The sequence below is a fragment of the Carboxylicivirga litoralis genome (assembly GCF_025499605.1).
GTDB lineage: Bacteria > Bacteroidota > Bacteroidia > Bacteroidales > Marinilabiliaceae > Carboxylicivirga > Carboxylicivirga litoralis.
Genome location: NZ_JAFMVC010000005.1, coordinates 280522 through 296918, shown reverse-complemented (window position 1 = coordinate 296918; position 16397 = coordinate 280522). Strand labels below are relative to the sequence as shown.

Below are 16397 nucleotides of genomic sequence, written 5' to 3'. Positions count from 1 at the left end.
GCGTTTACCCCAAAGATGTGCAACGTATCACCGGTAAAAGTGAAAAATCAAGCCGGCGCCTACTGCATAACATCAAAGCATCATTGGGCAAAAAGCATCACCAGTTCATTACATCGGAGGAGTTTGCCCACCATACCGGTATTAAAGAAGAACTCGTCAAACAATACCTCACCGATTAGAAGCCGGACTTTCAACATTCGACCAAGCTTCCTATATCCTCATTTCATTAAATTTGAACTCCCTCAAACAGCCTGTAGCATTCGTTTTTCATCAAAACGATATCAATCCCCTTTAACCATCACTAACGATTAGGTGCCAAGCTCAATTATTACCACTCATTCAGCCCAAATACTTAGACCCATTTACATTGATTTGCACTCTTTTAATTAGCTTCAAACCATACAATTCCGTAACTTTGTAACTGTCGAAGGACAACAAACAGAATCAAAACCTTTCGTTTTTTATGTGACCTATTTAGTGACCTCATAAAAAATATGTGTTTGTAACTTATTGTAATTTAGACGACTTGCAAAAATGATATTGTTCCCGCCGGGATCACTTTAAGCCTGTAAATCAATTGATTTACAGGCTTAATTTTTACATCTATGCCAATACTTCTATTCTATCTCTATAATTTTATAAGCTTTAAACACCTTATCATTTTCTCCATAAGCTGTTACTTCAATCCTGTGTGTTCCTTTTCTTAGATTACCTGGTAGAGGCAATTTCCACATATGAGAAGATTTAGCGGCGCGTGGTGGCCAATCAGGAACGGTCTTTCTTATACCTAATGTTTGTTCATAGAATGGGTCATTTCCATAAAAGTTTTTCATCAAGAAAGGTTCCCCCCCATCAATACGTACTTCAACCTTTTGATGTGGCTTACCAACAAACCAATTGATCACAATCTTACTTGAATCCAACTCTTCCTGTTTTATCCTTCCTAGTGGAGAAGAAATTCGAATTTGAAAAGCATCATCATAATGTATAGGAATAAATTCATAACTATAATTTGAACCTTCAAAATCAAAAACAAAGTACCCTTTAGGAGAACCATCTTGACATGTTGAAACCGGAATACCGTTTTCATCTTTAGGATTAGACCACCAACTACCACAAGTAGCTCCTACATTTACCCCTTCATGACTTCCAGCATACTCCCAATAGTTTTCTTTGTTTAATTGCCAGGTCTTTACCTGATGTATATGTCCACTTAAAGAAAGAACTTTTGTCCGTTCTATTAATAAATCATGTAGACTTATAATAGATTCTTTTTGGGTATCATCTTCAACAAATGGGATATGTGAATTAATCACTATCAACCTATCATTAGGCACATGATTCAGATCGTTCTTTAACCACTCTAATTGTACACTATCTAATTTACCTACATAATGACCGCGTTTATTTTGTTCCTGGTTCCACCCTTTATATGAAATATTATTTAAGACAATAAAGTGTACATCTCCATAATCAAATGAAAAATAATCAGGACCAAATGCTTTTCTATAAGTCTCAAAATCATTATTGCGATGTTCCGATTTGTAATTGACATCGTGATTACCTGGCACGTGATAACCTGGGATACCTAGTTGCGACATAATCGCTTTTTCCCGTGGGTAGATATCTAAATTATCATCAGCAATATCACCATGTATCATGTAAAAATCGGCCTGATGGCGAAACATATCAGCTACACTTCCATCTCGGAAATAATCAAGCGTCTGGTCATTCGGCGTTTGCGGATCACCCAATGCCAACATTCTGAAACGTTTCTTTTCTTCCATCGGAATAAGCGGAAAATCAATTGTTTCAGGAGCAACCCCTGTTGGCTCAACACCTTTATAAGTAAGATTTTTTGGCGCTCCATTAGTATGGTGAAAATAGAAGTAACGAGGTATATTTAATGAATCTGTTATAACCTGATAGCCTTTGGGTTTCACAACATAAATAAAGGCACCGTCGCGTAAAGGAAGCTGATAACGTCCTTTTTTGTCGCTGGCCACCACCTCCAACTGGTTCGAAACTAAAACTCCTTCTAATGGTGCTTCGCCTTTATCGTAAAGGCCATTGTTGTTTTCATCGATAAAAACCACGCCAGTAACAACCTCATTGCCGGCACGAAGAAATAGTGAATTGATTATAAAAAGAAGAAGAAAACAATACTTCATAATGATATTTTAAATGAGACTAATAGTTTAAAATTACAATATAATCCTCATTTAAATATTAATCACGTATTACTATATCATTTTCATTCTTTTGCAATTAGAACCAGAGCTTTAATTTAGCCTCATTCACCGAAGCTAATCTTGTGAAGGCATTATAAAAACCTCTTCCGAAACTATTTACGAATCAGTATCACGCCGTGTTGTTCTCCCTTAAAATGATTGTAAATAAGAATATTTTTAGGAGCATTTATTTCACGAATGATTGTTTCTTCAGGAGCATCTTTGCCTGCTAACAATTCACAAGCGAAGTGTGTAGCAAACGCAATTGATGTAGGATATTCACCAACTATATTTTTAAAGCTATATTGGTTTTGCGATTGAAATAATTCATCACAAACATAGTCGTACCAAAAATCGGTTCTAACATCACCATTTTTGCCTATTATGATTGTATCAATATCTTCGGGGCTTAGTAGATTTCGTGAAAGAAAACCGATGATAAAATCCAATATATCTTCCTTATGCGGAAAAGAAACTTGTGCAACATCCATAATTTCTGCTAAAGCATTATCTGGATTGTTTGATAGTAAAAACATGCTTGAACCTTCTCCACATACAGTTCCTGGAGTTTGAGAATTCAATAAGGCATCCGAAGTAACTTCCTCTTTTTTGAATTGTCCTGCCAGTGTTTCAATATTGAAGTTATAATCCGAAATCTCTTCCACGTTACCCAACAGCAGCAAGTCGGCCTTTTTTTCTTCAAAAAGTAACAGCGCGTCCAACAGCGCATTCTCCATAGCCCCCCCTCGATGTACATGTGTCATGTTATAGGCCTGGCACTTCGACATCAGTGCCAAATTACCAGCCAGAGCATTGGGTGTGCTTTGCACAAAGTTGGTGGGCGTCAGTGAACCTTCATCGTAATCAACTATCTGGTTTAGAAACTTTATGCAATCTTCCAGCCCTCCTTCACTCGAGGCTAAAATGATACCATCAACACGCTCAATATCTTGTAAAATTGGCAAGCCTGCACCAATACCCATTCGAATGGTTTTGCCCATTCGACGTAATTGCGCCGGACGAATCAAACCTTTATAATCAGGTTCTATAGCATTGTACTTGTTACCATTATATGATATAATATCATTCGCATAACTACCGTCATGTGTTTTCTGGGGCGATATACATGATGTTTTAATGATGTACATTATACTTTACCAAATAAAAGTGATGTGCAATTACCTCCAAATCCATAGGAATTTGAAAGAACAGTATTAATCGTTATATCGTTGGTATAACCCGCTACTGGAGATACATCAAAACCAGCAATAGCATTTGAAACACGCAGACTCGGATAGATTTCATTGTGCTTGATACTTAAAATACTATAAATAGCTTCTAACGAACCAGCTGCTCCTAAAGTATGACCCGTATAAGATTTTGTAGAGCTGAAGGGAGGAATCGATTTGAAAACATTACTAAATCCTGTTAACTCAACCTGATCATTATTCTGAGTTCCTGTACCATGTGCATTGATATAATCAATATCGTTTTCTGCCATACCGCCATCCTGTAATGCCTGCCGGATACAAGCTGTTACTCCATCAGCCGTATCACTCATAGAAGATGTATGAAAAGCATCGTTAGTGTTACCTGCTCCCAAAAGACGAGCATACTTTTCCTTACTCAGACAAGCCTCCTCTGCTTCTAAAACAATGTAAGCAGCACCTTCCCCAAGGTTTAATCCATCCCTTTCTGAATCAAAAGGCGTACACTTTTTATCGGATAATATTTGTAAAGCATTAAAGCCATTGACCGTATATTTGGCTAAGCTATCAGCCCCTCCTACAATGGCTCGCTTAACTCGCCCTGATCGAATCAATTTAAGCCCCAGCATTATCGCATTGGCACTCGACGAACAGGCTGTATTAATAGTATTGGTTATCCCTTTTATTTTATACTCTTTTGTAATGCGCAAAGTATGTGCTGCACAATTGTAGGAACCACTGTATTCAGATGTTTCTGTATTTAAATTAGCATCCCGATACAATTCATCGGTTAAACACATACCCCCGACTGTACTGGCAGAAATAAAAGCTGTATCATGGCTTTCAACTTCTGTTTTGGTCAGTCCTGCGTGATTAATAGCTTCATCAAATGCTACAAAAGCCAGTGCATCGGTTCGTGTTAATCCTTTTTTACAAGAAACATTAATCCTATCTAAAAGTGATGATGTATCCATCTTGACTTCGCCATAAAATTTTTCACTTTTATAGCGCGACTCTAAATACTCTGAACGCACAAGACCATCCTGCTCCGCTCTTAATTGGGCAAGGTTTTCCTTAAGATTAAATCCTAAAGGGCTTATACAGCCAAGTCCTGTAACGAAAATATTCATGTGCTTTTATCGATTTTATAGTGCGATGGAAACATCCATAAACTTTTATTTATCAGCCTTCTCTTTATTAGCAATAATAAAATCGGCCATACTATTAACATCAACCAATATTTTACGTCCTTCAGTTGGATTGGTAATTTTAACACCAAACTCACGTTCTAACATCACCGTTAGCTCCAATGAGTCAATTGAATCAAGCTCCAGACCAGAATCGCCAAAAAGTGGCATGTCATCTGTAATATCTTCTGTTGTATAATCCGATAGGTTTAAGTACTCTATTATATGCTGAATCAGCTCTTTTTTAATTTGTTCTTTATCCATTGTAATGTGCTTATATTATCTTATCAATTCTTAATTTCAAATAGGTTAGTAACTGAAAAACAAGGCTGAAAGACGCTAAAATAATAATAACGTGCAATAAATCATGCCAATTACCATTTTTCAGAAACAAAATATAGTAGCCCTCAATGCACCAGTGCAAAGGTGATAATTCACTAATAATCTGCATAAACTCTGGCATCACAAATGTGGGCACCCACACCCCTCCCAGTGCAGCAAGAATAATGATTGAGATGGCTCCTATGCCATTGGCCTGCTCCTGAGTTCGTGCAACCGCACCAATCATTAATGAATAGCTGACCGCTGTTAGTGTGCTCAATAAAGTTATAATCAGCATGCCCACAAGGTTAGCTGGCAGATATAATTCGGGTAATTGAATGTGCGGAAATACATAAGCCCCCACACTAAAAATCAATAATACTTGCAGAAAGCCCACTGTCATGTATACCACCTGCTTACTTGCTAAAACAACAGCAAAACTTGAGGGCATGGTTTTTATTCGTTGAAAACTTCCCGAATTGCGCTCTTTTACAATATTAGTACCAAGCGAAACCACCATAAAAAACATGGCAAAAACCGTCCAGGCTGGTACATTGTGCTGGGTTGCATTGGGCGTTACCATCTTTTTATTGACAGAGGCCGGCTTTTTATTAATAGTTACGTGATTTCTGGCAATATTTTGCTTTATTTCATCAGGCACTTCTTCTACACCCATCTCAGCATAAATACTTTCAATCATACGCGCACTCTCCATGCTACCGATGTGCGCATGCACCATACCAATTATAGACTGACAATAGCTTTCCTGCAATACAGGATCGTGCACAAACATAATTGAAGGAATACTAAGCTCTTTAGCCTCCGCTTCTCCTATACCAAAATCGGATAACATTCGAGCACTTAAACTACCAGATAAATCCTGAAGTTTCTGGGTAAAATCCTCTGCTATATAAAGACCAGTTAAGGCTTCATTTCTGGCGATTTCTTCTTTCAGGGTTAAAGAATCAATTTCTTGCTTTTCGATCACTTTAAACATCCCGGAATTAGCCAGGCGTTTCGTGAGATTATCGCCCAACTCACCTGCATCATGATTCGCAACCAACATTGATATTTGATTGTTATTCACAATTTTAAAAGCCGAATCCTGAATAATAGTAATAATAAAAACCAACAATAAGGGCAGTACAAACATCAAGGTTAGCCCCACCTTGTCGTTTATCAGAATCAGTAATTCTTTCTTTATGGATGCCAGTAATCTATACACCGTCTCTATACTCCTTTCCTGTTAAGAGAATCATTATTTCCATCAATCCGGAAACATTATACGATTCATATAGATTCTTCAATGTATCGTTGGCAATTACTTTACCATAATCCATAATGGCTATTGTATCACAAAAATCTTCCGCTTCCTCCATATGGTGAGACGTATAAACAATGGTTGTACCTGTTTCATTAAGCTCCTCTAAAAAGGCCATAATCGCATTTTTAGATTGAATATCAACACCAACAGTAGGTTCATCTAAAAAGAGGATCTCTGGATTATGGATGATACCAATCGCCAGATTAAGCCGTCGTTTCATACCACCGGAAAACGTTTTCACCTTCTTCTGAGCTACTTTTGACAAGCCTAAAATAGCCAAGAGTTCTTCGGTGCGATTTATAACTTCTGCCTTGCTTAGTTTATACAATGCACCAAAGTATTCCATATTTTGCTGAGCCGTCAACTCCTCATACAACGCTAAATCCTGAGGCACAAAACCAATGCTCAAATCATGACCATTAGCCGGAAAGTAACGAACCTCACCGGATGTCTGAGAAAACAACTTGCATATAATAGAGATGAGCGTCGTTTTACCCGCTCCATTAGGTCCAAATACGCCAAACTTATCACCAGCATTAATAGTAAAAGAAACATCTTTTAAGCTATATTCCGATGCTTCTTTGTAACGCTTGCTAAGCTGATCTATTTGAATAATGGCCTGACTCACTTATTTCAATTTAAGTTTAGATAAACGCTTAAAGGCAACTTTCTCAACCTCACTAATGTCATTTAATAAGTCATGCATCTTATCATAATCACTTTGCTCCGATGCACGACCACGAAGCGCACCAGCCATCAGCATGGCACTCTCGCGCCACATATCACCAGCCTTGGTAAAGTCATCGGAAATGCTCAATAAGTCGTCACTATCGAAATAACCAGCTGCTTGTTCTAAAAAGGCTGCATAAATAAAACGGAACCCACCACCGCCGGTTCCAATCTCTTCCTGCATGCGGATAATCTGGCCTAAATACTGACCAGCCCTGCGTGGCCCTAACTTATCGCGCCATCCTTTTACTTTTTTGGCTGTATACCTGATGCCACTAACACCTGTAATTGGACCAGGCACATGCAACATATCGCGCACATTTCGCTTAATACCTTTAATTATACCCTTCTTAATATCTTCCTTGGAAATTTCACCAATATCGTTGACGTAATACAAGTGTCCGTGCGGCGCATAAACACCTTTCGCAAAACGAACAGTATTCATATCTTCTACTGACAGTTTTGTCACCGTTTCCATAACAGGATCGCTCACGAGATAGTCATTCCCATCTTTACCATAAACAATAAGGTTATGTGCGTTAAAGTGGAATCGGTATTCTTTAGGAAAGTAAGACAAATTATAAACGCCCACCTGGCAACCAACCAGCTTATCCTGTTGCAGTAGGTTATCCAGATAATCCTGTGCCTTTTCTGATTTACGGAATCGCTTTGATTCTACATCAATTTTTAAACTTCGACAAGTGCGTTTAAAAATAAGGCCTGGCATCGTTCTGAAAGCAAAAGCAGGTAATCCATTAACCTTAATAAAAGGTAAGTGTATATAAAACAGACCAGAACCCAAACCAAAGGCTAATGGTTCTGTCATAAAATCGTGACCGTATGAACGTATAAAGTTAGTTATAACACCATTTTCACAATGTGCTGATTGCGTGTGCGTATAATTCGTTTGCATTATCCCTCAAATGATTTTAATTCCTCTACACTTATTTTAAACACAGACGCATATTTCTTCAGGGCAGACTGCTTTAGTCGCTTAAACACCCATGGTTTAAAATGCCTTTTCACCCTGAATTTCATCATGCCCACATAACTGGCCAGAATAGCTTCGTCCATCAACTCCTTTTTCATATAGTAAAAAATCGGACTTTTTTTACCATTTTTCACAGCCAGGCGCGCCTCTTCCAAATCGTTATGAATATCATCCCAGGCCGAATCCTGTGCTTCTGCTTTAACGCTCCAGCCCTTGCTTAAGCCAGTTTCATAACGCCCTTCTTTACCCTTGACATAATAGACTTCCTTGGTAAAATTTTCAAGCGTAGACTTATCTTGTGGAATTTCTTCTTTTTTCACGATTTCGGCAGCCTGTTTTAATTAGCAAACTGTTAGCAAGCAAAATGCATACGAAAAACGAGCACTTTCAGGAACAGCTAACAACACTTTTTCTCCTTTTTTCAACTTACCAGATTGGATAAGCCCATCAAGCATGATGTAGATTGAACCTGCTCCAATGTTTCCTTTTTCTTTCAAGTTGGTATACCATTTCTCGTATGGTATTTTAATTCCATTCTCTTCCAGGATATTATATATCTTATCCTTGAAGAAATAACTTGACATATGAGGCAAAAAGTGATCGATATCGTTAATATCAATATGGTGTTTTTCTAAAATACCGCTTAACAAACCAAAGCCTTGTTTCACAATTTGAGCACTCAACAACTTCACATCCTGCTTGATACTCAGGATTGATTTATTCAACAAATCTTGCTGAGGCATATTCTGATAACTCAACAGAGAACCATCACTTTGTTTTTCGGCTCCCATGTACATACATGTATCATTTAGATTAGCAAACGACGCCAATTCTAACCAATCAATACGTAATGAGACGCCTTCTGCAGCAGGCTTGTTTTGCAATAGAAAAGCACCTGCTCCGTCAGATAGCATCCAGCGCAAGAAGTCTTTCTCGAAAGCTACATATGGATTAGCTTCGATAGCTTCTAAATGCTTGCCTTCTTCTTGAAACGTATCAGCCTGTATGATAGACGAAATCCGCTCTGAACCGGCACAAACGGCATTTTCTTTTTCGCCCGACTTAACAGATAAAAAAGCAAATTTAAGCGAATGCATACCCGAGCAGCATGAACCGGCATTTGACGTTACTTCTATTTGTCCTGTTTCGGGCAATAAGCCATGCACCATTATTGCATGTGAGGGCAATAATTGGTCGGGTGTAGTTGTCCCGCACGTAATTAAATCAACTTTCGAAAGGTTTTCAGGTTCGTTAAGAAACAAGTTCCTGATGGCCTGAGAAACCATTTCGGCATTCGTATGCGTTGGTTGACCATCTTCGGTTAAAGCGTAATAGCGTTGCTCGATACCATTACTGCGCAATACTATGGCTTTCGATTTTGATGGTTTATCATTGATGTAACCTAAGTACTTTTCCATGTCGGCACTCGACACGACTTCGTTAGGTAAAAAAGAAGATGTTTTTGTAATAAAAACCTGGGTCATTATCATGTTAGTTTAGTGCTGCAAATATAGCTTTTTCTTTTATTTATTAGTGGGTAAACAAAAGGAAGCACAAGCAGCCTGAAAATGGAAACAACAATGGGAGCTATAAAGAAAAGAGCCACAACCAAATAGTACTTATACAAGCGAATTAAGAATCTTCTTTTTTTAGGTGATGTTCCAAACCTGGTAATCAATTTTGACCAAATACCAAAAATCCGTCTACCAGCTGTTTCAACAAATAAAATGCCTGAACCAACAGATATTTTACCCACTTTAAGAATTTCAGTTTGTAGCTCTGAGAAATCTTTCTCCTGAATAGATTTATTTATAATTGGGGCATACACTTCAGCGCCTTCAATGTCTTCACTACTAACACCTGGCTTTGGGAAAATGCCCCATTTCTTTGTTTTTTGTCCAGCAAGCATCCAGTGCAAAATGGTAAAAGCACTGACATAATTATTATGCGTATCAATAAAAGGAATATTTCCAACAACTTCACCTCCGGCTTCTAAAATCCGCTTACTAACGCTCTTTTGCGAATTAATCCACATATTACGCGAACCAATAATCGTTATCACTGGTGTATTTTTCACTCTAGCAAGAAAACTTTCCTCTTGTAATAATGAACTGGTAGGAATAGAGGGTGATAAAAACCAGGGTTGATAACCCAAAATGATTAGATCGTACTTTTCGTGCTTGTAGTTTATGGGTTTTAATTCCAATTTGGTTTCCAACACCGACTCGGGCATGGCATCAAAAAACTCATCCGAGGTCCAAGGAAATGGAAAATCATTTTGGGGTTGATATTCAATCCTGTCTATGTCAACATTGTCAATCCCGCGTGTACAATTCTCTATTAACTCGTTTAATTGTCCGGTTTGCGAGTAGGAAATAATTAAAAGCTTCATTTATTACTTGAATTCGTTTTCGTTTAGTTGTTTTGATTTATTCGCATAATTAAGCACATATTTTTGTACTAAAGGCTCTAAATCGGCATAATGATCCATTATTAAGCGCTTATCGCTTTTTATATCCTTTTTGTATTTCAATATGGGTGGTGATTGCTCCTGAATAACCAGGCGAAGGAAACGATATTCAATGTTTTCTGGTTGCGCTTTAATTTCATTTTCGAGCAAAATGTGCCCTTTTTTAAAGGTTTCAATCTTAAGCTTTGCTTTGGGCATAAATGATGAAAGCTTCATATATAAGGCTCCTTTATAAGCATTTACCAAAGAATTAGGCAACTCCTTTTCCAACTGCGTAATCAACTCGTTTACATCATCATGCTCATCACCAGAAAACACCTCATAGAATTGACTTCGCTCTATAGCACCGGGTTCACCAAACATGAACAATATATTTACAAAAAGAAATAGTTTCGTCATTTTCCAGAGAATACAATTTGAATTTTCGTACAAAAAAAACAAAAGTTAACGAAACCACAGTATTCTTCTTCAACAAATACACTATGTAATTAAATATATATAGCTACCAACATATCTCAATCCTGTTCTTTACAGTTATTTTTAAGAGGCATTTAACCAGCAGGTTTGCCAGCCAAATAAAATTACCTATCTTCATTTTCTGAAATTAACCATACCTCATTATAATGCAATCTGCTATTCAGGGAGAATATTTTTTGATGGATAGAACCTTAAAGTCGGTCGCCTTTTTTAACGATTCTATTGGCGATGATGAAGTATGCATTTATGAGGTATTCCGAATTGAAGCATCCACCCCTCTTTTTATCGACGAACATTTAAACCGGCTTGCAAACAGCATTGAAATAGCAGGCTACCAAGCAATAGTTAATAATAATCAGCTTAAAAACCGGTTAAAGATGCTTTATTCAGCCAACAACATTAGTAACGGCAATATTAAAATTGATTTTCGATTCTCGGATAGAGACACCTATCAGTTTATGGCCTATTTTACAACTGCAAAATACCCAAGCGAAAAAGAATACAATGAAGGTATTAAATGCACGTTGCAATTTTCGGAGCGCCACCACCCTAAAGCTAAAATATATAACCCTGATGTTAGAGGAAAAGCAAATACAATTATTGAACAACGCCATGTTTACGAAAGCATACTGGTTAATTCAGATAATTGTCTGACAGAAGGTAGCCGCTCCAATTTATTTTTTATTAAAGACAATTGCCTAATTACAGCAGACGATTCACTGGTGCTTGGTGGCATTATGCGAAAACAAGTGCTTTCAATTGCACAGGAAAAAAATATAGTAGTTGAGTTCAGAGCCATCAATATTGATGAACTCGATCAAATGGAAGCCGCGTTCATTAGCGGTACATCGCCAAGATTGTTGGCAATTAATCACATTGACAAAGCTGAATACAATGTAAAACACCCTTTACTCGTTGAATTACGCAAAGCATTGGATGATAAAATCCAGCAACAAATTGCCCCATAACATACAAAAAAGGAGGGTTACCCCTCCTTTACCACTCATTATGTAAATATCCCATTAAGGAAATTCTACCATATCATAGTCGTTGATATTAGCTCTTGGAATTGCTGCATCGTATTTTGCATTTATCGCATCAATGAAGGCATTGGCAATTATGGCCGAACCTCGACCTGTTGTGTGAATACCATCTAGCGAGAATACTCCGCCTGAAACAAATGTACTCTTGTAATGATTACCATCGATAACTAAACCGGTTGTATTTAATTGCGCCATTAAAGCATTGGCATCAAAAAAGGCCAAATCAAAACCTTCAGCCATTGTTTTATTAATTGCATTAAAAGCATCTGTTGCTGTGCTAATCATAGTAAGCTCATCAGCAGTTAATACATAATTATCAATGATAATTGGGTCAGCTTTAAAATCATCAGAACCAGCATACGATTTAGCCGTTAATAATAACCTATCGTTAGCTGTTGCTTGTCTTCTACTACCTAATTGAGCTGGAATAGAAGCATCATGGATAATAAAAGCATTTGCTCCTTCAACAAACTCCATTTTTGGTAATCCCATCGCCTCCGCACCTGCATTGTATGCTTCATAATTTTGATTCAGTGCTGCTGCTGTGGCAGCATCAATAACAAAAGCATTGTAGGGAACAGTTGTAAAAAATGGTATTGAAGAAACATCAGGAATATTACCAATAACACCTTTCGCGCCTTTTGATGTTAAAACATTTAAAACAGCACCCATGGCCGATTCATAATCGGCAACATCAGTAATATCTGTCACCCCATTTCCTATGCTGCCAACTCCACCAGCCAAGGCATAGGCCAAAACATCATTACCAGCTAACCAGCAACTAAAAAAAGTGGGATTTGCATTAGCTGCATCACCCAAAACATGTGTCATATCAGAACTTGCAAAACGCCCAAAAAATGGATTTAATTGCGAGTAACCAGCAGTAACCAAATGTGTTATCTTCGCTCCAGGAACGCCAAAATTTTGATTATCAACACTTATTGCATCTTCGGCATAAATTGCAGCATCACCAATGGTAGGCACTGGCGATAATGAACCATCAACAATACTTAATTCGTAATAACCATTGTAAACACCGGGTTGTAGTTGTGTTGAACCAACACTACTTTCAGACTGCACCCATGGCTGATTGTAAGAATCACTTCCTACATGCATTAACTGCTTACCTAAAATGGCACTAAACCCTTCTTCCTGCCCGCGGCGTCCCAAAGCTCCGTCGGTATAACCAGCGGTATATGAATCGCCAATTGCAATAAACTTAGAAAAGTCAGCACTACCCTTCGACGGTGAAAAATCATCCGTATTCGGTTCGCATGACCAAAGCGCAATAACACCTAATAAAAATGCGTATTTATATATATATCGTTTCATCAGTCTCATCGTTTAAAATGAATAATTTAAACCAATACCCGGAATCACAGCATTTGTATAATACGTTCCGTAAAAGTCTGTTGGCTCATAACCATCTTCGCGTTTCTCGCCATGAATGTATAATAACGAGGCATCCAACGATAATTTATCGCTGATTTTATAGCCAAAACCTAATGACATACCAATTTTATTGGTACCCGGTGTTTCTGGCGTTAAACGGTCTTCAGGTATTGGTGTGCTGTCGTAGTAAATACCAGCTCTAAATTGCGCTTTGTCGTTTAAACTATACTCAGCACCAAGGCGATAAATCATGGTGTTTTCAAAATCGCGGGCGTTGTATGAATCAGGCACCGACTCTGCCTCAAAGTCAAAGTTCAGGCTCTCATACGACGACCAGCCTACATATTGCAAATCAGCCGCTAACAACAGCTTGTCATTTACCATATAACCAACACCAAACGTGATATTGGCTGGCATTGGCAACTCCGACTTAAATTTAGTATCAGGATATAAACCAGCTAATGAAGCTGGGACAGAAAAATCGGCATCACCTTCATCTAGTTCAACCATCACTTCTGAGCGGTAGCTTAAACCAAGCGACAACTTTTCTGTTGCCTGATAGCTTACTCCGGCATTAAAGCCAAAGGCCCATGTATTACCAGATATATTTACTGTAGCATCTTGTCCTGAATACTGTACTGGCAATGCCTTATTTAGATCAACATTACCATTCACTGCCATTAACCCAATACCAAAACCTAACTTATCGTTAATTTTATACGATAGTGTTGGCTGAATAAAAATGGCACGTAAAGAAATATCCTGAATCAAATATTTACCATCCCAATCATCACCCCATTTAAGCGTATTTCCGTATGGAGAGGTTACACTTAAACCTACTGCCAGTTTATCATTTAGTTTAGTAGCACCATAAAAGTAAAATGGTGTACCAACCGGGTTATCCGATTTAGCTTCGTATACTGATGGAGCTTGTTTCTGGAAGGTGTTATTAGAAATAACGCCACTTACTCCAAGCGAAAATTCGTATTTTTTGTCCATAAAGCTTAATGCTCCAGGATTAAAGTGCATACTTGATGCTCCTAACATTAATCCAGCTCCGGTATGTCCCATACCTGTCTGTCGGTTTCCTTGCAGGTTTACCTGATACCCTTCAGCAAATAACTGAAAGCTAACCATAAGTAACCCACACAACAATCCCATTCTCTTCATAAAAGAAAATTTAGTGAATACTTTTAAGAAATTTTAACAGCGCGAATATAGACTATTTTTTTAAATATCTAAACATTCAAATAATTGATTATCAGTATATTTGAACATTAGTGTCGTTTGGTCGAATAGTAAACAGACTAAATATAACTGATTTGTAAAGAAATAACGATTAGGGGTTAACTACACTAATTGACATTTCAATAATTAGTCTGCTTTATATCCCGTATTATCCTTGTTAAAATCCATTGAATAGATTATTATTACATGACTAAAACTAAAATATATGCTAACTAACGACGACCTCCTTCTTTTAAAGAAAAAATCGATTCCTCAAGAACTAATTGAGAAACAGCTGGAACAGTTTCAATCAGGCTTTGCCTATGCCTCCCTTCAAAAGGCGGCTACGCTTGGTGATGGTATTATTGCAAGCACTCCGAATGATGAAATATCGTTTATAAATAAATACAAAGACGCCTTAAAAAATGGCCTTGAAACAATTAAATTTGTTCCTGCTTCAGGAGCGGCCACCCGAATGTTTAAGGCTTTGTTTGAGTTCATACAGTCAGATAAAAACCAACAAGCATTACTTCAAATACAGGAACCGTACAGTACATTCTTTGCCAGAATTAAAGATTTTGCCTTTATAAATGAGTTAGAGAACCAATTAGGGCAAGAAATTAACCCCGATACTATTACAACAGAAGAGGCTGATAGGATAATTAAAAAAATCCTATTACCGGATGGCCTAAATTATGGCAAGCTTCCAAAGGGCTTGCTTCGCTTCCACAAGCAAAACGAGAGTGTATCAACACCAGTTGAAGAGCACCTTAAAGAAGCAGCGCAATATGCCAATAACGGCCAACAGGCCAAAGTGCATTTCACGGTAAGCCCGGAACATCATGAGTTATTTAAAGCACAGTTAAATACGGGCAAAAAACCAATAGAACAGCAATACAATATTAAGTTTGATGTTGATTTCTCCTTTCAAAAGCAATCGACCGATACCATTGCTGTTAATCCAGATAATACACCCTTCCGACAAGAAGATGATTCATTGTTATTCCGACCTGCCGGCCACGGTGCATTAATTGAAAACTTAAATGAACTGAAAGCTGAATTGATTTTCGTTAAGAATATTGATAATGTTGTGCCCGAATACCAATTACCTGAAACGGTAAAATACAAGCAACTATTAGCAGGTATTCTTCTGGATAAAAAGGAAAAGGTGTTTAAAATTCTAGAAGGACTGGATAATGCCAATTCCAACAATTTTGCCAATACAATTAATAAAGGTATCGAGTTTTTATGTGTTGAACTACAAATGAATCGCGTTAAACTGGAAGCTTTGAGCAATGACGAGAAAGTAGCTGCGATTAAAGAGAAGTTAAATCGCCCGATTAGAATTTGTGGCATGGTTAAAAACGAAGGCGAACCTGGTGGAGGTCCGTTTTGGGTGAAACAGAAAGATGGCAGTATCAGCCTTCAAATTGTTGAAGGCGCACAGATAGACCCGACGGACACAGAACAACAAGCTATTTTAAAGGCAAGTACACACTTCAACCCCGTTGATTTAGTTTGTTATACAAAAGATTATAAAGGTGAAAAATTTGACCTTAAACAATTTGTAGACCCGGATACTGGTTTTATCTCAGAGAAAACACAGAATGGTAAGGCCTTAAAAGCACTCGAATTACCTGGCTTATGGAATGGAGCCATGGCGCACTGGCTTACTTTCTTTGTAGAAGTGCCGGTTAGTACTTTTAATCCGGTTAAAACAGTGATGGATTTATTACGCCCCCAGCATCAACCAGAGTAATTAGCTACTACATACAAAAATCCCTCACCACAACAGTG

General features: G+C 37.8%; 15 protein-coding genes. 2 read left to right on the top strand and 13 right to left on the bottom strand.

Annotated elements, in window-relative coordinates; genetic code table 11:
• Positions 1-617: 617 nt before the first annotated feature.
• The 11 genes from J1N10_RS07600 to J1N10_RS07550 all read right to left on the bottom strand — a co-directional run bounded on the left by J1N10_RS07600 (position 618) and on the right by J1N10_RS07550 (position 10824).
• On the bottom strand, positions 618-2171 hold the full coding sequence (locus J1N10_RS07600; protein ID WP_262326094.1) for a calcineurin-like phosphoesterase family protein: 1554 nt from the start codon (positions 2169-2171) through the stop codon (positions 618-620).
• Positions 2172-2344: 173 nt separating this feature from the next.
• Complete coding sequence (locus J1N10_RS07595) at positions 2345-3379, bottom strand: beta-ketoacyl synthase chain length factor (protein ID WP_262326093.1); 1035 nt, start codon at positions 3377-3379, stop codon at positions 2345-2347.
• A complete protein-coding gene (locus tag J1N10_RS07590) occupies positions 3379-4569 on the bottom strand; it encodes a beta-ketoacyl-[acyl-carrier-protein] synthase family protein (protein ID WP_262326092.1) in 1191 nt (396 codons plus the stop codon). Before J1N10_RS07590 ends, J1N10_RS07595 begins: the two co-directional genes overlap by 1 nt.
• A 45-nt stretch (positions 4570-4614) precedes the next feature.
• Positions 4615-4890: a phosphopantetheine-binding protein gene (locus J1N10_RS07585; RefSeq protein ID WP_262326091.1), complete on the bottom strand. Its 276-nt coding sequence runs from the start codon at positions 4888-4890 to the stop codon at positions 4615-4617.
• A gap of 10 nt (positions 4891-4900) precedes the next feature.
• Positions 4901-6172 (bottom strand): ABC transporter permease, encoded by a 1272-nt coding sequence (locus J1N10_RS07580; RefSeq protein WP_262326090.1) that lies wholly within the window; start codon positions 6170-6172, stop codon positions 4901-4903.
• The gene (locus tag J1N10_RS07575; RefSeq protein WP_262326089.1) at positions 6165-6899 is read right to left on the bottom strand and encodes an ABC transporter ATP-binding protein; all 735 of its coding nucleotides are present in this window, start codon (positions 6897-6899) and stop codon (positions 6165-6167) included. Before J1N10_RS07575 ends, J1N10_RS07580 begins: the two co-directional genes overlap by 8 nt.
• Positions 6900-7913, bottom strand: a complete 1014-nt coding sequence (locus tag J1N10_RS07570; protein WP_262326088.1) for a BtrH N-terminal domain-containing protein — start codon at positions 7911-7913, stop codon at positions 6900-6902.
• Complete coding sequence (locus J1N10_RS07565) at positions 7913-8311, bottom strand: hypothetical protein (protein WP_262326087.1); 399 nt, start codon at positions 8309-8311, stop codon at positions 7913-7915. The genes J1N10_RS07570 and J1N10_RS07565 overlap by 1 nt, the downstream gene beginning before the upstream one ends.
• Before the next feature lie 21 nt (positions 8312-8332).
• On the bottom strand, positions 8333-9475 hold the full coding sequence (locus J1N10_RS07560) for a beta-ketoacyl-ACP synthase III (RefSeq protein ID WP_262326086.1): 1143 nt from the start codon (positions 9473-9475) through the stop codon (positions 8333-8335).
• Positions 9476-9477: 2 nt separating this feature from the next.
• A complete protein-coding gene (locus J1N10_RS07555; RefSeq protein ID WP_262326085.1) occupies positions 9478-10383 on the bottom strand; it encodes a hypothetical protein in 906 nt (301 codons plus the stop codon).
• A gap of 3 nt (positions 10384-10386) precedes the next feature.
• Positions 10387-10824, bottom strand: a complete 438-nt coding sequence (locus tag J1N10_RS07550) for a hypothetical protein (protein WP_262326084.1) — start codon at positions 10822-10824, stop codon at positions 10387-10389.
• 293 nt (positions 10825-11117) lie between these two features.
• On the opposite strand from J1N10_RS07550, the gene J1N10_RS07545 reads away from it, so the two are divergent.
• Positions 11118-11906: an aminotransferase class IV gene (locus tag J1N10_RS07545; RefSeq protein WP_262326083.1), complete on the top strand. Its 789-nt coding sequence runs from the start codon at positions 11118-11120 to the stop codon at positions 11904-11906.
• 54 nt (positions 11907-11960) lie between these two features.
• Here the strand turns inward: J1N10_RS07545 and J1N10_RS07540 are convergent, their stop codons facing one another.
• Both J1N10_RS07540 and J1N10_RS07535 read right to left on the bottom strand, forming a co-directional pair.
• Positions 11961-13313, bottom strand: coding sequence for an SGNH/GDSL hydrolase family protein (locus J1N10_RS07540; RefSeq protein ID WP_262326082.1), 1353 nt, complete (start codon positions 13311-13313; stop codon positions 11961-11963).
• Between the two features lie 12 nt (positions 13314-13325).
• On the bottom strand, positions 13326-14543 hold the full coding sequence (locus tag J1N10_RS07535) for an OmpP1/FadL family transporter (protein WP_262326081.1): 1218 nt from the start codon (positions 14541-14543) through the stop codon (positions 13326-13328).
• A 283-nt stretch (positions 14544-14826) separates the two neighbouring features.
• On the opposite strand from J1N10_RS07535, the gene J1N10_RS07530 reads away from it, so the two are divergent.
• Positions 14827-16359: a DUF4301 family protein gene (locus J1N10_RS07530; protein ID WP_262326080.1), complete on the top strand. Its 1533-nt coding sequence runs from the start codon at positions 14827-14829 to the stop codon at positions 16357-16359.
• The last annotated feature ends 38 nt before the right edge of the window (positions 16360-16397 follow it).